Genomic DNA, 17,653 nt, shown 5'->3' with positions numbered 1-17,653 from the left:
AAAAAACGCCAACTAAGGAGAGGTTTAATAATAATCTGTTTCCGGTTGTAAAGCAGGTGACTCAAAATTAGAAGGATCTCGGAAAAAACGCCAAGCATCTTCTTCCAAACGATGAATTAAATAGGGTTCTAAAGCTTCTACACTACGCAGACAAGAAAGGTAGCCGTCCATGTAACACTGAATTTCATCAAAGCGGCGACCTCGATTCCATAAGTCTACCATGCCGTCTGTCAGGTATTGATAATAACGAATTGCCAAAGGATCTTGTAGCATAATCAGTGGAGGGAAATGACCTAAAGAGACATTGATAATAAATAAATGTTTTGATTTTAATCAATCATGAATAGAAAAACAAGCTACAATGCTGGATCGAGGAAAAGATTAAGAAAATCTTCGCAGTTCGGCACTTTACATTTTAGACTGGTCTCACACATTTGAAAACCGTACTGGCAAATGGAGTAAATTTGATAAAAATTTAAGATTTTCTTAGGAAATGCCCAAAAACCAGGTAACAGATGTTACAAATTCCTGACAATACGTTTGTTACGCTAATGACTATTAAACTAGAAGGACGAAAACTAAGGTGAGTCTCATTTATACCGCTATTGTTGAGGGGAACCCTCATCTACGCTCATTGTTAGGCTGGCATTTGCAACAAGCAGGTTATACCGCCCAACAATGTGCTACTCTGCAACAAGCCCGCAGTGTCTTTAACCGCCGTCAACCCACCTTAGTGATTCTTGACGCTGATCTATCCGACGGAGATCCCCTGGAATTGTGCCGATGGCTTCATCAACAAAGACAATCCATGATTCTTATTTTATCGGCAAAGAACACGGAACAAGATATTGTCAAAGGGTTAAACGCTGGTGCCGATGACTACCTGACTAAACCCTTTGGAATGCAGGAATTTATGGCTCGGGTGGAAGCGTTAATCAGACGTGTGCGTGTGGCTTCTGCTCCTTTATTTCTCGATTATGGTGACCTCAAAATTGATCTGGTACAACGTCGGGTGCAGTTCCGGGGAGATTTTGTGGATTTAACTCCCCAAGAATTTAGCTTACTATATGTCCTAACACAGGCTGAAGGAAACCCCCTCAGCCGCTCAGAATTGCTGCAAAGAGCTTGGCCAGAGGCCATCGATAACCCTCGTACAATCGATACTCATGTCTTGTCTCTACGCAAGAAAATTGAAACCGATCCCCGTCAACCCAGTTTAATTCAAACTGTTCGTAATGTCGGTTATCGCTTCAACCCAGAAGTGATGCAAAGTTCTTCTGCTTCCCCTGTAACCTCATCCACAACTCAGGAAGCCAAAGTAGCTGAGGTTGAACCCCTAAAGTTTAATAAATTATCTTCCTAATCAGGGAACAGTTGCTTAACCTTCATTTAATAGTAATTCGGCCGCTTCTAACATATCCTGGGCAATATCTTTGATGTCTTCTCGATTATCAAGATAGGTTTTCAATGCTTCAATAGGGTCCAAACTCTTTCCAATTCCTAATTCTGGAAGACGAGGACGGGATAATTTACTGATAATTTCGGGACGAATCGTATAGTTGTGAGCAGCTTTTAAAGCTTCATGAATTACAGTATTATTAATTAGCTCTAATTGTTCAGAACGAATCTGATAATTAACCCTAACGACTGTCTCTTCAATGGTCTTTTTTTCTATGGCTTTAATCAATGCACTTTGGGGATCTTCTGCTTGAGAAATATCAGTCTTGATCGTCAGAAAAGGGCGCGCCGGTAAAGGGCAAAAATTCCAATCAATTTCTCCTTTTTTTAGGTTTAATAAAACATAACCTTTCTCTTCTTTTTCTTCGCTAAAATCAACCCTTTCGATGCTACCTGGATAAATTACAGGGGGATCATTATTGGGATTGAGGTTTTGATGTTTATGGACGTGGCCTAAGGCAACATAATCAAACTCAGGACGAATTAATAAAGAAATAGGAATGGTAAAACCTCTTCCCACAGCTAAAAATTGTTCTGCCCCAAATCTAGCACGACTAACCATTAAATGACCTAATAAAATGGTGGGAATATGGGGATCTAATTTTCTAATTTCTTCTTCTAAAACCGGTTCTAAGGCTTTAATTAATAACTGATTGATTTCGTCTAAAGATAATCCTTCTGTTTTGGATTTTGTTAACAAAGAGGAACGAGTTAGCCAAGGTAAAGTAATGACTTGTATTTCACCCTTTTTAGTAGCTATTTTATGGGTAATTAAATTATCCCCAACAATGAAACCAGGAACGGCTAAAGTGCGATAAATACATAAACTTGCCCCTCCGTTTCCTTGAGAATGTTGATCGTGGTTTCCTACTAATAAAATGGTGGGAATATCGGCATCAGCTAAGCGTCGAAATTGAGCAGCAAAAGCTTCTTGAATATAAGGAGGTGGAGTGGCATCAGGAAAGGCATCACCCCCAAATAAAACGAGGTCAACGGGTTCATTGACTGCCCGATCAATACATAAGCTTAAACAGTTAACAAAGTCTTCTAAACGGGTATTTAAGCCAGTTTGAGGGTTAATTTTTCCGTGAGAAAATCCGCTACCGAGGTGAATATCTGAAAAGTGAAGAACTTTAATCATAATTAAAGCAATAAATAAGGGTTATCTTTACATTAACTTTCTTTGTTATAACATTTGAGACTGCTTTAAGTAAAAATGCTGCTTTTATGTTTCAAAAAAGTTTAAATTGTAGAATCATAAACATTCATATATAATAGATACAGTGGACAAACTATAGGGAAAATTTTAGATGAGTTTTAATAATGAATTTTTAGGTCAGTTAAATAATTTAAAAGAAGATGTGGAAAAACTGTTTGAAGTTAAACCACCTCAACAATCTAATATTTCTCCAAACAATGCTAGTTCATTCAATTATTTAACACCAGAGGAACGAAAAGCATTTGCAGGTTTATGTGCATTAGAAGGAAAATCTGAAGTTGAAAAATTAGCAGAGTTGGTTAAAGAATATTTAGACAAGAAGAGACAAAATTTATAATATGTATGAGTGTTATTGATCATGGTAACTTCCTCTCAATTTTTGACTTTAGAAACTTTTATTAATCAATATTCTGATTCCCCATGCTACGAATTGGTTGATGGAGAATTAATTGATATGGAACCTACAGGACTTCATGAAACCGTCAGTGGTAAATTAGCGACTCAGATTGGAATTGCTTTAATAGCAGAAAAACTATCTTGGTTTATTCCTAGAACTTGTTTAATTCGTCCTTTTGCTAATACGCCAACTGCTCGTCGTCCCGATATTATTGTACTAGATGAAACGCTTTTAGTCCATGAACCTTTATGGAAAAAAGAACCGGTGATTACATTAGGAAAATCTATTAAATTAGTTGTAGAAGTGGTAAGTACCAATTGGGAAACAGATTATGCTAGAAAAGTAGAAGAATACGCTTTATTGGGGATTAGGGAATATTGGATTGTTGATTATCAAGGTTTAGGAGGTGTCGCTTTTATCGGTAAACCAAAACAACCCACGTTTACCGTTGGTGAATTAATTGATGAAGAATATCAACAAAAACAATATCGTCTGACAGAACCTATTGTATCTCCTAGTCTACCGAGTTTGAAACTTTGTTTAAACGATATTTTACCTCGTTAGTTTCAGAGATTTCTCATTCTTAGGAATGACAATTATCCAGAGATTCGGGGTTCCTCGGAATGACAACTAAAGATAACAAAAAATATCCTAAACTAATTTTTTTCTGCCATATTTAATCTAAAAGAGTTAAGATTTCTACTCCTGTTTCTGTTACAGCAATAGTATGTTCAAACTGTGCGGATAATTTACGATCTTTAGTAATAGCAGTCCAACCATCTTTTAAAATAACTGCTTCCCAAGTACCTTCATTAATCATAGGTTCGATAGTAAATACCATCCCACTGCGTAATTTTTTACCCTTTCCTCGTTTACCATAATGGGGAACTTGGGGGGCGGTATGAAAAACTTTACTAACACCATGGCCAACAAAATCTCTCACCACAGAAAAACCTTGGGGTTCGGCGCATTCTTGAATAGCAGCCCCGATATCGCCAATTCTTGAACCAGGTTTAACCGTTTGAATGGCTTCCATTAAACATTTTTCAGTCACTTCTACTAATCTTTTAGCCAAAGGAGAGGGAGTACCCACAAAAAAAGTTTTGGAAGTATCGCCGTGATAACCATCTAAAATGGGAGTAACATCAATGTTAATAATATCCCCTTCTTTGAGGACTTGTTTTGCATTAGGAATACCATGACAAACCACATGATTAACGCTGGTGCATATGGATTTAGGAAAACCATGATAGCCTAAAGGCGCACTAACCGCGTTGTGTGCTTGAGTCCATTTTTCCGCTTCATCATTGAGTTCTAAAGTAGTAATCCCTGGTTTCACCATCGGGGCTAAATGGTCCAAGAGTTGTGCCGCTAAACGTCCGGCCTGACGCATTTTTTCAATTTCTCGTTTCGATAATAAGGTAATGGCTTCTCCCATATCTTGGATCTGAAATTAACTAATAATTGTTTCTCTCCTATCATACCAAATTTCCAGGTCATGAAACTTGGTAAGGTGAGGATAATAGACAAGAATTATGCAAATAAATTGAGAGGAAAATGCCCATAGGTTCCCACTAAATTATGGTTATCAGATTGGCAAGAAATGAGGACTCCCCGATAACTTCCTGTGTAAGAATCCACATAATAGGACATGGTTTCTGTATTAAATTTGATATAAATAGGGATTCCTTGGGGTGCAGTGGGCAATTTGTCCAACTTTTCACATAATCCTAAAGCTTTCAGGTAACTTTCTAGGGTTGAAAATCCTTCGTGAAAATTATCGGCACAAATACCAATATTTTCGGTTTCACATAAATTTGAAACGATTTTTATGGCTTGGCGTAATTTATGTTTATCAGCTGCAAAATCGACAATTTTAATCTGAAGACAGCTATAATCTTTAAGAATTTTGAGAGCTTCATCAACGCTTAAATTAGAATCAGTTTGGGTCATTATAATCTTTGTTATGACTTAGTTAAGGAACAAGTTAGTAATTGGCGGTTCCTGATCTATCCTACGACGTTTAGGCATAGATTAAACATTAAAATTGCTTAACGTCCCATACTTCCCACATTCCTTTAATTAAAAAGTTGTATCAAGGGAGTAGTAGACGCAAGATTTAAATAAAGGTTAAGCTTGAGATTAAACTTAGATTCTCAATCAAACTAAACATAGCAAATGCCACAGGTTTCTCAACAAGAATTAATTGCAGGAGTAAAACAGGGAAAAGTAATTAGTTTTCCCACAGATACGGTTCCTGCTTTAGCTGCTTTACCTGACTATGCTTCTCTGATTTTTGCCACCAAAAAACGTCCTCCCGATAAACCTTTAATTTTGATGGGGCCATCTCCTGAAGCTATTTGGAAATATGTTCAAGGAACCCCTGAAGAATTCCGCATCTGGCAACAGCTAGTTGAGAAATATTGGCCAGGTCAATTAACCTTAGTTTTACCCGCTTCGGAATTAGTTCCTAAAGGGATGAACCCCCTTGATAATAGTAGCATCGGAGTCCGTATTCCTGATTCTCTTATTGCGCAAAATATACTGAAAGAAACGGGCTGTTTAGCCACAACAAGTGCAAATTTATCAGGGGAAACACCCAGAGAAAAATTAAGTGAAATTGCGGTTAGTTTTCCTGATGTTTTAGTATTAGATGAAGAACAATTAAACAATCAGAAAAAATACGGTAGTGGTTTACCTTCAACTGTGGCAAAATGGACTAATCAAGGATGGAATATTTTGCGTCAAGGCAGTATTCAATTAAGAGGAAATCATTAATGGAAAGGATAAAAACCCTAGAAAATCAACTAGAAGCGACTCAATTAGCTTACTTGATGACAGCACAGATTAGTCAGTTTAAAAGTGGCTTTTTAGCAAAAACTGCTCACGAATTACGTTCTCCTTTGAGCAGTTTAATGGGGTTACATCAATTAATTCTAGAAGATTTATGCGAAGATCCTCAAGAAGAAAAAGAATTTTTACAACAGGGTTTTGAGGCAGCGAAAAAATTAGTAGCAATTATTGATAGAATTGTCACTATTTCTAAGATTGATTACGGTAAAATTGATCTTAATATTGAAACAGTTTGCTTAAATAATATCCTTGAGGAAGTTTATAACTTAACCGAATTTCAAGCAATAAATTATAATTATAAAATCGAATTAAAACAGATCGAAACTAAGATTTTTATTCAAGCAGATCAAGCTCGTTTAATTCAAGCATTAACTACTTTAGTTGATACAGGTATAAATCTGATAGAAGAGAGAAAAATTATCATCACAAGTCAATTAAATGAAAGAGAAGATGCTGCAATAGTTTTTATTGATATTCCTTCTTCTTTTCGGCAGTGGGAAAAACAACAAGAAGACTTACAAACTTCCGACTCAACTTTAGCTTCTGTTAAAAATTGGAATAATAATCTACAATTATCACCAAGCATGAACTTGATATTATGCCAAACCCTATTGGGAAAAATGGGAGGAGATTTAAACCTTTTAGATATCTCCCCCCAAGGTGAACCAGAAACCCTTACAAGGTTACAGTTTCTAATGCCTTTGGTTCGTTTATCATAGAACTATCTCCTAAAGAAATAGGATTAATATCATAGGCATTTTGGAGAACCATTGTGGTGGATTGATTTTCTTGAAAGCCGATTTTTTTGTAGAATTTTTGTTGATAAGTTGTCATTAAATAAACCCTTTCTACTTGACTCATCAAAGGATGACTTAATGCAGTTTCAACTAACTTACGACCTAATCCCAATCCTTGGTATTCTTTATGAATAACAACATCCCAAATAGTAGCCCGATAAACCCCGTCAGAAGTTCCACGACAAAAACCAATCATGGTCTTACCATCCCAAACTGTTACCACGGGATTACTATTGGAAACCGCAGTTTTCAAGTCTTTTATGGTTCTTTCTCTAGCCCAAAATGCTGCTTGATTGAACAACATTTGTAACTGTTGGTAATCGATTTTTGATTTTTGTAGAGAAAACTGAATATTACTACAATCCATTGTTAGTAATTCCTAAAAATGTTTAATGAGAGAATAATGGGTTTAGATGACAACCCTAGTTGAAGGAACTAAAACGATTATTTTTGAGACTCTAAGAAGATTGTAGCGAATTTTACAAAAAAATCAATAAGTTTCTGGGTAAGTTTGTCTGTATTTCTTGATATTTCTGGAACATCTGACAATCCTTCTCTGTCGTTGTCTCTGATGGTGCTAATAGTTGATTCAAGGTCTTACACATTGATTTTTGGCGAAAAATACGCATAAAGAACTAACGCTCTAGCACGAGTTTTCGGGGCTTTACTTGTCCTTGAGTTTTGAAACTTAATCAAAATTAGATATGTTCAAAGTCAAAATATTTAGTACCATCAAGGCGAAACCCTATGCACATTATTTTATCTTATCGGTTCTGACGAGGATATGTTAGTATTGTCTTCCCCTGCAACGTCTCTAGAATTATTACCTTCATCCACTTCTGGCGAATATTATTGCCCTATTTCCCTTAATTTATACAATTCACCGACGGGGCAAGAGTTGGCTACTCAAGCAGCTACCCAAAGACATCTTAAGCTACTAGAAACAACTATAACTAATCAATTTATACAGGTTCGATTATGTGAAGATGGTTACTTAGCTTGGTTGTCTTTGAATGATTTGCCAACCTTAGAACCTTGTCCTAAAAGTTATCAATATAAACAGATATCTCGTCAAGAAATTGAAAAAAATATCCCTGATATTATTGATTTTACTAAAGCAGCAATGGCAGAACCTAATTATTATTTATGGGGAGGTACAGTTGCCCCTAATTATGATTGTTCTGGACTCATGCAAGCTGCGTTTTCTGCATCAGGAATCTGGCTACCGAGGGATTCTTATCAACAAGAATTCTTTGTTAAAAACATTTCTTATGAGGAATTATTGCCAGGGGATTTAATCTTTTTTGCTAACGAGAAAGTTGATCACGTTGCCCTTTATTTAGGGGACAATTATTATATTCATAGTTCAGGTCAAGATGTAGGACGGAATAAAATTGCCATCGATCCTTTATCTGATCAAGGAGATAAAGTTAGTAGCTACTATTATGAAAAAATTTATAGTTTTGGACGAGTTATGGAAAGTTATTGTCCTTAGTTAAATTATGGTTCTTATAAAGCAATCTTAACACGATAGGGTGGGCAAATTAGAAACTGATGTGAACTATTCATCATGTAGATAAATTTGCCTATCATACAAAATATATTAAGAAAAAATATATAGTTTTGGACGAGTAATGGAAAGTTATTATTCTTAGATATGAAATATATTAATGGTATTGAATGACTATTAATTGTAGTACAATATTTTATTATCGGGCAAAGGTTTTAGACAATGTTAAAACAATTTGTTTTTCATCATCATACAGGTTACGGTCAACCTCACTATGATTTAATGCTGGAATATAGCGAAACTTTGGCTACATGGCAATTAACAATTCCTTTGTCTGAAATTCAACAAGAACAAAAAATCATAGTTAAAAAAATTCAAGATCATCGCTTGATTTATTTAAGTTATGAAGGAACTATTAGTAAAGGAAGAGGAAAAATAAAAAAAGTAGACTTCGGTGATTATAAACTGCTTATTAACGAAATATCTCATTGTGAGTTTATCCTTTATGGACAACATTCAACCGCTCATTATAAACTGAAAAAAATTGACTTAGACAACAATTCTTGGAGTCTCGTGAAGTTTCAGCAGTCAAAAAGATAAAATTAGATTAGCGATCGCAAATTGATAGGGACGTTATGGACTTAATTTTATGCCACCAGACAGTTGATTTTGACGCATTAGGGGCGGCCGTTGGTTTGTCTTGTCTCAGAGTAGGAAGTCGCATCGTTTTAACTGGTGGGGCCCATCCAAAGGTTAAGGATTTTTTAGCATTACATCGAGATGAAATTGCTCTCATTGAGTTAAGAAGTGTTAACCCTAAACAAATTCGTCATTTAATTGTAGTAGATAATCAACAACTTAACCGTTTAGGAAAAGCAGCAGAATGGTTGAGTTTACCACAGATTAAAAGTGTGGAATTATACGACCATCATCTCAACAGTAAATCGGATATTCCTGCTACTTTCCAACAAATAGAAGCAGTGGGGGCTAGTACCACTTTAATTGTGGAAAAAATGCAGCAAGAAAAGGTTAATCCTAACCCCATTGAAGCGACTATTATGGGTTTAGGAATTCATGTTGATACAGGTTCTTTGACCTTTGCCCAGTCAACTGCGAGAGATGCTCAAGCCTTAGCTTGGTTAATGGAAATGGGAGCAAATGTTAAGATTATTGCTGAATATTGTGACCCAGGTTTTACACCTGAATTACAAGAAATTTTTACAGAAGCTTTAGATAAATTAGAAACAAAAAATATTCGAGGATATCGGGTTGCTTGGGTACTCATTGAAACAGAAAATTTTGTCTCAGGATTATCTAATTTAACGGAAAGATTAATAGAGTTAAGCGAAAGTGATGCTTTATTATTTGCTCATATTTATCACAAACGACATAATAATAAGCCATATCCTGAAAATCGTTTAGTTGTGATTGGGAGGACTCGTATTGAAGGAACTAATCTTAATCAATTATTCTCAATTTATGGAGGGGGTGGTCATAGTCAAGCCGCTTCTTTAATGTTAAGAAATGTCGATGCTGAAAGCAAATTAAAGCAATTAGTAGAAGAATTTATTCCTCAAATTCCCCACCCTTTAACGGCCAGAGATTTAATGTCTTCTCCAGTGAGGACTATTCGTCCGCAAACTACTATAGAACAAGCAGAAAGGGTGTTATTTCGCTATGGTCATTCAGGGTTATCGGTGGTGGATGAAAATGATCATTTAGTTGGTATTATTTCACGCCGAGATTTAGATTTAGCATTGCATCATGGGTTTAGTCATGCACCAGTAAAAGGATATATGACCAAAAACCTCAAAACCATTACTCCTGATACTTTATTACCTGATATTGAATCAATTATGGTAACTTATGATGTGGGAAGATTACCTGTTATTGATGATAATAAACTCTTAGGAATTGTTACACGTACTGACTTATTAAGACAAATTCATCAACAGAGAACAGAAGTTAAAGACGAAAATGGGAAAAGAGTGGCAACGTTTTCCTGTTTATTACCTTCAATAAGTCACTCTTTGGAAAGTTCTACTTGGAAATTATTAGAAATGATTGCTCAAGAAGCAGAGGAAAAAGGCTGGCATTTATACATTGTAGGAGGGGCAGTTAGAGACTTATTACTAACCAAAGATAATCAAAAAGTATTACTTCAAGATATTGATTTAGTTGTAGATGGATTTCATAAATCTGCTGATGTGGGAGCAGGAGTTGAATTAGCTTCAAGCATACAGAAAAAATATCCTAAATCTAGATTATCAGTACATGGTGAGTTTAAAACAGCAGCTTTGTTATGGCATAAAGATCCAGAGTTTGGGTCACTATGTCTCGATATTGCTACCTCACGAACTGAATTTTATCCTTACCCGGCAGCTAACCCAGAAGTAGAAGCAAGTTCTATTCGTCAAGACTTATATAGAAGGGATTTTACTATTAATTCTTTAGCAGTTAAATTAACCCCACCGAGGGAAGGAGAATTATTAGATTTTTTTGGTGGTTTATTAGATTTAAAAGGTAAAGAAGTTCGGGTACTTCATGCTAATAGTTTTATTGAAGATCCCACCAGAATTTATCGTGCTGTGCGATTTGCTGTTAGATTAAACTTTGAAATTGAACCCCAAACAGAAACCTATATTCGTTATGCTATTGAAAGCGGTATCTATGATAAACTAAAACTTAAAAATCATGTAACTCCTGCCTTAACAACACGATTAAAAGCTGAATTGAAGTATATTTTAGAAGCAAATTATTGGAGACAAGCTTTAAAATTGTTGTCATATTTAGATGCTTTTAAATGCTTACATAATCAAGTAAAATTAGATGATAAAATATGGTGGCAAATTCGTTGTGCTTCTCGTTGGCTAAGATATCTTGATCCTGATAATAATATTGGTCATTGGTTGATACGTTTAGAAATATTAATTTCTCAAATTAATCCCCAACAAAGAAAACAAGTTGCGCTTAATTTACAACTACCTAAAGACAGTCTAGAAAGGATAGATAAAAATAACATTATTTATTCAGAAACGCAAGAGATGTTATCAAAATGTAAGAAAATAAGCGATCAATATAAACAATTATATCCCCATAAATTGGCAGATTTAATTTTAGTCGCAGTTAACTCTAACAAAGAAATTAGACGAATTATTTGGCAATATTTAACCCAATGGTCAAAAGTTCAAGCACCCTTAAATGGTAATGATTTAAAACGCATGGGGTATAAACCAGGACCACAGTATAAACTTGTCTTAGATCGGTTACTCGCTTTAACTTTAGATGGAGAAATTAAGACAAAACAAGAAGCAGAAAAATTAGTTAAGGAAATTATGGAATAATTGAACTAATATCAGTTGTGAGAATTAAGTCTGAGTAGAAGGCAACAGGCAACAGATAAGAAAAGAGATATCTCATGAATCATTACTGATTGCTATAGGTTGTAAAAATGACAGGCTCCCAAGAAAAATACTATACCATTTCAAACCTTACTATGTTATGTTAACTTATGCAATATGTCAAGCTAATACATTGTATTTGCACATTACTAAAAACAATATCCATAAAAAACATCATCAAGGATAATTGGTATTATGATAGAAAAATCATCTAGAAAAGTTGCTTTAATTACTGGTGCATCCAGTGGGATAGGAGAAGCGATCGCCCATCGTTTAGCAGCAGACAACTATCGTTTAGTTATTTGCGCCCGTCGTCAAGAAAGATTAGATCAATTAACAGAAAAGTTACAAGAAAAAAATACTGAAATATTAGCCCTAAAAGTTGATTTACGTCAACAAGCAGAAATATTGAATATGTTTAACACAGTTAGAGATAAATGGGGTGGGCTTGATATATTAATTAATAATGCCGGTTTAGGTCATAAAGAACCATTAATGACAGGGGAAACAGAAGCATGGCGAGAAATGTTAGAAGTGAATGTTTTAGCCTTATGTATTTGTACCCGTGAAGCGATTAAAGATATGAGCGATCGCAACCAAGGCCATATTATTCATATTAGTTCAATGTCCGGTCATCGTGTGCCTTTATATAGTGGAGTTTATGCTGCTAGTAAATACGCAGTGAGGGCGTTAACAGAAGGGTTACGACAAGAGTTAAGAGAAGCCAAGAAAAACATTAAAATCTCGTCTATTAGTCCAGGTTTTGTGGAAACAGAATTTGCTGAAAAATACAACAATAATAAAGAAAAAGCCCAAGAACTTTATAGTCGTTTTCCTGTCTTACAACCCAAAGATATTGCTAACGCAGTTTACTATGTTTTATCCCAACCAGACTATGTACAAATTCATGACATTTTATTGCGTCCCACTCAACAAAAAAGTTAAGCGTTAAGCAGAAAAGTATCCTTTGTATCTGAAAATTTCTCAACCATTAGGATACAATGAATGATAAAAGATAAACCATTGATTATTAGCTATGAGTCCAAACCCTAACACCTCTGCGTTTATTGGAAACGAAATAGCAACCAACCATACCAGTCATCATCATCCACAGGGAAGTCATTGGCAACCTCAAGGGACCTTAGAACCCTCATTTTACTATTTTGCCTATGGTTCTTGTATGTGTCCAGTGGACTTAAAACGAACCTTTGGGGAAAAGACTCATCAGTATATAGTGGGAATAGGGATATTAGAAGGGTATCGGTTGGGGTTTTATCGTCGTTCCCTACGGCGCAACTGTGGCGCATTAGATGTGGTTGAGGACCCCAATGGTAAAGTAGAAGGGGTACTGTATCATCTCCCTTGGCGGTTTAGTGATCGCCTCGATGAAAGGGAAGAAGTCCCACGCAATGGGTATCGTCAACACACTGTCACTGTTGAGAGTCAAGGAAAAGTTTATACTAATGTGAGAACCTATGTGGTAATCGATAAATTACCCCAAGAATTAGCCCCTAATGATTGGTATTTGAATGTAGTATTACGGGGTGCCGTGACTTGTGGACTATCTGAAGAATATTGTTGGAATTTGTTTAACCATATGTATCAATTACAATCACAACAAAAATCTTTAATTGCTGTTGATGAATGTGCTTAAGTCAGTAATACTATGATGGTGAAATCCTTAAAACCGAGATAAGATTAACAGTGCCGAAAGTTAACAGTAAGATCAGGGAGAGCATTCCTAAGCGTCCCTTATTTATAGAACAAAACGTCACAAGGCGATACAATGAGGAGTGTTGTTACCTCTTGACCTTGAGTCTGATATAATCGAACCATTGGGAACTTTTTAAGATATGCTACTAGGTTTTAGAACTAAGCTAAAACTCAATAACCAACAAAAAACCATAATGGCGAGACACGCAGGTTATAGCCGTTGGGTTTTTAATTGGGGGCTAAAAGCTTGGAGTGTGACCTATAAAGAGGGATTAAAACCCACAGCTAATAAACTTAAAAAGTTCTACACTAATTATGTCAAACCACATTATTCTTGGCAATCACAATTATCTTCAAGGGTTTATCAATATGCCTTTGTAGATTTAGGAATTAAAACCTTAGCCACTTTAAGTAATGGAGAAGTATTTCCTAATCTAAAACCCTACAGAAAAGCTGCTAAAAAATTAAGCAGACTTCATAGAAACCTTAGCCGGAAAGTTAAGGGTTCAAAAAATCGAACCAAGGCCAGAATATCTCTAGCATCTCAACATCTTAAAGTGGCTAATTTAAGAAGAGATTATCTTCACAAAATTACCAGTTATTTAGCTAAAAACTTCTCATCTATTGTTATAGAAGACCTCAATGTTAAAGGAATGTTAGCTAATCGCAAATTAGCTAAAGCCATCTCAGAACTGGGTTTTTATGAATTCAGAAGACAGCTAGAGTACAAATGTGAGCTTTATGGGTCAAAATTGACTATAGTTGACAGATGGTTTCCTAGTTCTAAAACTTGCTCTCGCTGCGGTTTAATTAAGAAGGAATTGTCTCTATCAGAGCGGATTTATCGTTGTGAGTGCGGATTAGAAATGGATAGAGACTTAAATGCAGCCAAAGTATTAGCTAATCAAGCGGTAGGCTATACCGTGTTAGCCTGTGGACAGAGTGCCGCCGACGGTTCTGGACGAAGCAGGAAGTAAACCTCAATGTGTCTTATGATGTCGCGTTGTGTCAGTTTTATGTAGCAGTAGAGAATTAACCCATCCTTGTTCTTGTGATCAAATCCTATTCCGCCCATACCCTACCGCAACAGAAACAACCCTGGCATACTTATTCTGTAGCCAAAACCCTAGACACCTTGGGAACTAACCCCCAAACAGGCTTAGATACAGAAAATGTTGCTCAACGACAACAACACTATGGCCGCAACGAAATAGAAGAAAGTGCTGGCCGTAGTAACTGGGAAATACTACTAGATCAGTTTACTAACATTATGTTAATCATGCTGATCGTGGTCGCTATTATTTCCGGCATTTTAGATATTGTTGAATTACGTAACAGTGGCACAACTAAAAGCGGACTTCCCTTTAAAGATACTATTGCTATTTTTTCTATCGTTATCTTAAACGGACTTTTAGGCTATTTACAAGAAACTCGTGCCGAAAAAGCCTTAGCAGCCTTAAAAAAACTATCCTCTCCCCGAGTACAAGTAATAAGAGAAGGAAAACGTCAAGAAGTAGATGCACCCTTATTAGTACCAGGGGACATTATCCTAATGGAAGCCGGTGACACTCTCTGCGCCGATGGTCAAATTATAGACGGATCTCATCTCCAAATAAGAGAATCAGCCTTAACAGGAGAAGCACAGGCCGTTGAGAAAAATTTCTTAACCCAAGGATTACAAGAAGACACCTCCATCGGCGATCGCGTCAATATGGTCTTTACCGGCACAGAAGTGATCCAGGGAAGGGCAAAAGCTGTGGTTACAGCCACAGGAATGGATACAGAACTGGGGAAAATCGCCGAAATGTTGCAATCGGTGGAAACAGAGGAAACCCCCTTACAGCGACGTATGACCCAGTTAGGGAACGTTTTGGTAACGGGTTCCTTGCTCATGGTTGCCTTGGTGGTTGTGGGGGGAACCCTCAAAGCAGGTTGGGGACTATTACAAGAATTAATTGAAATATCCTTGAGTATGGCCGTTGCTGTGGTTCCGGAAGGTTTACCTGCAGTTATCACCGTTACCTTAGCTTTGGGAACCCAACGCATGGTTAAACGCCACGCCTTGATCCGTAAACTGCCAGCAGTGGAAACATTGGGATCGGTTAACGTTATTTGTTCCGATAAAACAGGAACCTTAACCCAGAATAAAATGGTTGTCCAAGAAGTAGAAACCCTCGAAGGCAACTATCAAGTAACAGGAACAGGATACGAACCAGTTGGGGAGTTTATTTGTAGCGAAGCGAAAAGTAGTATTCGTTATAGTCGTTTTGCAGCACTAGAAGCCTTATTATTTACAGGAGTATTATGTAATGATGCCCATTTATCCCAAGAAGGCAGCGACTGGAACATTATGGGCGATCCCACGGAAGGATCTTTACTCGCTTTAGGAGGAAAAGCTGAGTTACAACAGTCAGTCTTGGAAAAACAATATGCCAGAGTTGGAGAGTTTCCCTTTACTTCCGAACGCAAACGCATGAGTACAATCTGTCAAGGCAGTCATACAGGCGATCGCTGGCCTAGTTGGCAAAGTCAAGGGGATCATCAATATGTCTTATTTACTAAAGGTTCACCCGAACTGATTTTAGAAAGATGTGAATATTATCAACAAGGACAACGGGTTAATCCTTTAACCGAGGAACAAAAACAACAAGTATTGCGCGGTAATAATGGTATGGCCCAACGTGCCTTAAGGGTTTTAGGGTTGGCCTATAAACCTTTAGAACAGATACCAGACGCAACCCAAGCAGAAGAAGCAGAACAAGGGTTAGTTTGGTTAGGGTTAGTGGGAATGATGGATGCACCTCGACCCGAAGTTAAGGCCGCTGTCGCTAAATGTAAGTCTGCCGGTATTCGTCCCATTATGATTACAGGGGATCATCAACTCACGGCCCAAGCTATTGCGCAACAGTTAGGTATCATCCAAGCAGAGGGTCATATTTTAGGGGGACGAGAGTTAGAGAAGTTATCTCAACCCCAGTTGGAGGAAGAAGTAGAAAGGGTTAGTGTTTATGCCCGTGTTTCTCCCGAACATAAATTACGCATTGTTCAAGCATTGCAGAAACGCAATAAATTTGTGGCTATGACTGGGGATGGGGTAAACGATGCTCCCGCCCTCAAACAAGCGGATATCGGTCTTGCTATGGGTATTACAGGCACGGATGTGAGCAAGGAAGCCAGTGATATGGTCTTGTTAGATGATAACTTTGCCACCATTGTCGCTGCAACGGAAGAAGGAAGGGTGGTTTATAGCAATATTCGTCACTTTATTAAATATATTTTAGGCAGTAATGTGGGGGAAGTAATTACTATTGCTGCTGCACCTTTAATGGGACTTTCTGGTGTGCCTTTAATCCCTCTACAAATTCTTTGGATGAATTTAGTAACGGATGGTTTACCTGCTTTAGCTTTGGCAGTGGAACCGGCTGATCCTCATATTATGGAACGTCCTCCTTCTAGTCCTCAAGAAAGCATTTTTGCTCGTGGTTTGGGGTCTTATATTGTTCGTATTGGTATTATTTTTTCTATTGTTACTATTACTTTGATGCGTTGGGCATTTTATGATTCTCAACAACCTGGCCACGATCCCGAAAGTTGGAAAACAATGGTATTTACTACCCTTTGTATTGCCCAAATGGGTCATGCGATCGCAGCCCGTTCCACAACTCGTTTAGCTATAGAAATGAACCCCTTTTCTAACCTTTATCTTTGGGCTGCTGTTATTGTTACGACAATTCTACAATTAATGTTAGTTTATGTTGCTCCGTTACGCTCTTTCTTCAATACGACAGTGTTAACAGGCCAACAATTAATGATCTGTTTACTGTTTAGTAGTTTGATGTTTGTTTGGGTAGAGTTTGAAAAGATTTTGTTACGTATTTATCGTAAATTTAAACATTAATAGTTCATAAAAATATAGTCAAATATGACATATCCTTATTTTGCTGGTATTACCCTGACTGGGTGAACTACAACACCCTCTATCCCATAGCTAAAAGCATTTGGGACTGCTTTTCTCATGATGTTCAACGAACCGTTGACATCGGCATTGATTAATTTTCTTTTGCCAGTACGATACAAACCTCTATTTACTCTTTTCCCAGAAAAAGTTACTTGATTTTTTTGACCTTTCTGATAATTTGATGGTGTTTTTTGGTAAGCTAAATTAGACTCTTTAAAACTTATCCAGTTTCTCTCAAGTATCATCAAAACTTGTTGAGATACTTTAGCTGGCATAGCTTGATAGTCTTGTTGAGATTGCAAGGTTTTCTGAATGTCATGATAGTTACGGTAAGTGTTTTCAAATAT

General features: G+C 36.8%; 17 protein-coding genes and 1 pseudogene. 12 read left to right on the top strand and 6 right to left on the bottom strand.

What is annotated here, in order from left to right; genetic code table 11:
* Positions 1–24: 24 nt before the first annotated feature.
* Complete coding sequence (locus QNJ66_RS17995; protein WP_300509374.1) at positions 25–273, bottom strand: DUF6761 family protein; 249 nt, start codon at positions 271–273, stop codon at positions 25–27.
* 310 nt (positions 274–583) lie between these two features.
* Here QNJ66_RS17995 and QNJ66_RS17990 point away from each other — a divergent pair, with 310 nt between their 5' ends.
* Positions 584–1,363, top strand: coding sequence for a response regulator transcription factor (locus QNJ66_RS17990; RefSeq protein WP_300509372.1), 780 nt, complete (start codon positions 584–586; stop codon positions 1,361–1,363).
* Positions 1,364–1,378: 15 nt separating this feature from the next.
* Here QNJ66_RS17990 and sbcD read toward each other — a convergent pair whose 3' ends face one another.
* Positions 1,379–2,599: an exonuclease subunit SbcD gene (gene sbcD, locus QNJ66_RS17985; protein ID WP_300509370.1), complete on the bottom strand. Its 1,221-nt coding sequence runs from the start codon at positions 2,597–2,599 to the stop codon at positions 1,379–1,381.
* Positions 2,600–2,768: 169 nt separating this feature from the next.
* Between sbcD and QNJ66_RS17980 the strand changes: the two genes are divergently transcribed.
* Both QNJ66_RS17980 and QNJ66_RS17975 read left to right on the top strand, forming a co-directional pair.
* Positions 2,769–3,014, top strand: coding sequence for a hypothetical protein (locus tag QNJ66_RS17980; protein ID WP_300509368.1), 246 nt, complete (start codon positions 2,769–2,771; stop codon positions 3,012–3,014).
* 21 nt (positions 3,015–3,035) lie between these two features.
* Complete coding sequence (locus QNJ66_RS17975) at positions 3,036–3,638, top strand: Uma2 family endonuclease (RefSeq protein WP_300509366.1); 603 nt, start codon at positions 3,036–3,038, stop codon at positions 3,636–3,638.
* 112 nt (positions 3,639–3,750) lie between these two features.
* Here QNJ66_RS17975 and map read toward each other — a convergent pair whose 3' ends face one another.
* Both map and QNJ66_RS17965 read right to left on the bottom strand, forming a co-directional pair.
* On the bottom strand, positions 3,751–4,512 hold the full coding sequence (gene map, locus QNJ66_RS17970) for a type I methionyl aminopeptidase (RefSeq protein ID WP_300509364.1): 762 nt from the start codon (positions 4,510–4,512) through the stop codon (positions 3,751–3,753).
* Positions 4,513–4,607: 95 nt separating this feature from the next.
* Positions 4,608–5,027: a DUF1824 family protein gene (locus QNJ66_RS17965; protein WP_300509363.1), complete on the bottom strand. Its 420-nt coding sequence runs from the start codon at positions 5,025–5,027 to the stop codon at positions 4,608–4,610.
* A 225-nt stretch (positions 5,028–5,252) separates the two neighbouring features.
* Between QNJ66_RS17965 and QNJ66_RS17960 the strand changes: the two genes are divergently transcribed.
* Positions 5,253–5,852, top strand: a complete 600-nt coding sequence (locus QNJ66_RS17960; RefSeq protein WP_300509361.1) for an L-threonylcarbamoyladenylate synthase — start codon at positions 5,253–5,255, stop codon at positions 5,850–5,852.
* Positions 5,852–6,646, top strand: a complete 795-nt coding sequence (locus QNJ66_RS17955) for a HAMP domain-containing sensor histidine kinase (protein WP_300509359.1) — start codon at positions 5,852–5,854, stop codon at positions 6,644–6,646. The genes QNJ66_RS17960 and QNJ66_RS17955 overlap by 1 nt, the downstream gene beginning before the upstream one ends.
* Here the strand turns inward: QNJ66_RS17955 and QNJ66_RS17950 are convergent.
* Positions 6,603–7,091 carry a GNAT family N-acetyltransferase gene (locus QNJ66_RS17950; RefSeq protein WP_300509357.1) on the bottom strand — a complete coding sequence of 163 codons (489 nt, stop codon included), beginning with the start codon at positions 7,089–7,091 and terminating at the stop codon, positions 6,603–6,605. The two genes, QNJ66_RS17955 and QNJ66_RS17950, sit on opposite strands and share 44 nt — an antisense overlap.
* A gap of 417 nt (positions 7,092–7,508) precedes the next feature.
* Between QNJ66_RS17950 and QNJ66_RS17945 the strand changes: the two genes are divergently transcribed.
* From QNJ66_RS17945 to QNJ66_RS17915, 7 genes are all read left to right on the top strand, one after another.
* Positions 7,509–8,219 (top strand): C40 family peptidase, encoded by a 711-nt coding sequence (locus QNJ66_RS17945; RefSeq protein ID WP_300509356.1) that lies wholly within the window; start codon positions 7,509–7,511, stop codon positions 8,217–8,219.
* Between the two features lie 237 nt (positions 8,220–8,456).
* Positions 8,457–8,834: a DNA polymerase ligase N-terminal domain-containing protein gene (locus QNJ66_RS17940; RefSeq protein ID WP_300509354.1), complete on the top strand. Its 378-nt coding sequence runs from the start codon at positions 8,457–8,459 to the stop codon at positions 8,832–8,834.
* A 35-nt stretch (positions 8,835–8,869) separates the two neighbouring features.
* Positions 8,870–11,578, top strand: a complete 2,709-nt coding sequence (locus QNJ66_RS17935) for a CBS domain-containing protein (protein WP_300509352.1) — start codon at positions 8,870–8,872, stop codon at positions 11,576–11,578.
* Positions 11,579–11,830: 252 nt separating this feature from the next.
* Complete coding sequence (locus QNJ66_RS17930; RefSeq protein ID WP_300509350.1) at positions 11,831–12,580, top strand: dehydrogenase/reductase SDR family member 11; 750 nt, start codon at positions 11,831–11,833, stop codon at positions 12,578–12,580.
* A gap of 91 nt (positions 12,581–12,671) precedes the next feature.
* Positions 12,672–13,289 (top strand): gamma-glutamylcyclotransferase, encoded by a 618-nt coding sequence (locus QNJ66_RS17925; RefSeq protein ID WP_300509348.1) that lies wholly within the window; start codon positions 12,672–12,674, stop codon positions 13,287–13,289.
* A gap of 253 nt (positions 13,290–13,542) precedes the next feature.
* Entirely contained in the window at positions 13,543–14,325 is a 783-nt protein-coding gene (locus tag QNJ66_RS17920; protein ID WP_300509346.1) for an RNA-guided endonuclease TnpB family protein, read from the top strand.
* 74 nt (positions 14,326–14,399) lie between these two features.
* On the top strand, positions 14,400–17,246 hold the full coding sequence (locus QNJ66_RS17915; RefSeq protein ID WP_300509344.1) for a cation-transporting P-type ATPase: 2,847 nt from the start codon (positions 14,400–14,402) through the stop codon (positions 17,244–17,246).
* Between the two features lie 35 nt (positions 17,247–17,281).
* Here the strand turns inward: QNJ66_RS17915 and QNJ66_RS17910 are convergent.
* A pseudogene (locus tag QNJ66_RS17910) lies at positions 17,282–17,653 on the bottom strand (hypothetical protein); the annotation flags it as partial.

The organism is Crocosphaera sp. (genome assembly GCF_030064895.1).
Classification (GTDB): domain Bacteria; phylum Cyanobacteriota; class Cyanobacteriia; order Cyanobacteriales; family Microcystaceae; genus Crocosphaera.
This window is presented reverse-complemented; position numbering and strand designations above follow the sequence as displayed.

Excerpts from the sequence above, each read along its gene's own strand:
- QNJ66_RS17995 (WP_300509374.1), bottom strand. The coding sequence starts at position 273 with ATGCTACAAGATCCTTTGGCAATTCGTTATTATCAATACCTGACAGAC.
- sbcD (WP_300509370.1), bottom strand. The coding sequence starts at position 2,599 with ATGATTAAAGTTCTTCACTTTTCAGATATTCACCTCGGTAGCGGATTT.
- QNJ66_RS17980 (WP_300509368.1), top strand. The coding sequence starts at position 2,769 with ATGAGTTTTAATAATGAATTTTTAGGTCAGTTAAATAATTTAAAAGAA.
- QNJ66_RS17975 (WP_300509366.1), top strand. The coding sequence starts at position 3,036 with ATGGTAACTTCCTCTCAATTTTTGACTTTAGAAACTTTTATTAATCAA.
- map (WP_300509364.1), bottom strand. The coding sequence starts at position 4,512 with ATGGGAGAAGCCATTACCTTATTATCGAAACGAGAAATTGAAAAAATG.
- QNJ66_RS17965 (WP_300509363.1), bottom strand. The coding sequence starts at position 5,027 with ATGACCCAAACTGATTCTAATTTAAGCGTTGATGAAGCTCTCAAAATT.
- QNJ66_RS17960 (WP_300509361.1), top strand. The coding sequence starts at position 5,253 with ATGCCACAGGTTTCTCAACAAGAATTAATTGCAGGAGTAAAACAGGGA.
- QNJ66_RS17955 (WP_300509359.1), top strand. The coding sequence starts at position 5,852 with ATGGAAAGGATAAAAACCCTAGAAAATCAACTAGAAGCGACTCAATTA.
- QNJ66_RS17950 (WP_300509357.1), bottom strand. The coding sequence starts at position 7,091 with ATGGATTGTAGTAATATTCAGTTTTCTCTACAAAAATCAAAAATCGAT.
- QNJ66_RS17945 (WP_300509356.1), top strand. The coding sequence starts at position 7,509 with ATGTTAGTATTGTCTTCCCCTGCAACGTCTCTAGAATTATTACCTTCA.
- QNJ66_RS17940 (WP_300509354.1), top strand. The coding sequence starts at position 8,457 with ATGTTAAAACAATTTGTTTTTCATCATCATACAGGTTACGGTCAACCT.
- QNJ66_RS17935 (WP_300509352.1), top strand. The coding sequence starts at position 8,870 with ATGGACTTAATTTTATGCCACCAGACAGTTGATTTTGACGCATTAGGG.
- QNJ66_RS17930 (WP_300509350.1), top strand. The coding sequence starts at position 11,831 with ATGATAGAAAAATCATCTAGAAAAGTTGCTTTAATTACTGGTGCATCC.
- QNJ66_RS17925 (WP_300509348.1), top strand. The coding sequence starts at position 12,672 with ATGAGTCCAAACCCTAACACCTCTGCGTTTATTGGAAACGAAATAGCA.
- QNJ66_RS17920 (WP_300509346.1), top strand. The coding sequence starts at position 13,543 with ATGGCGAGACACGCAGGTTATAGCCGTTGGGTTTTTAATTGGGGGCTA.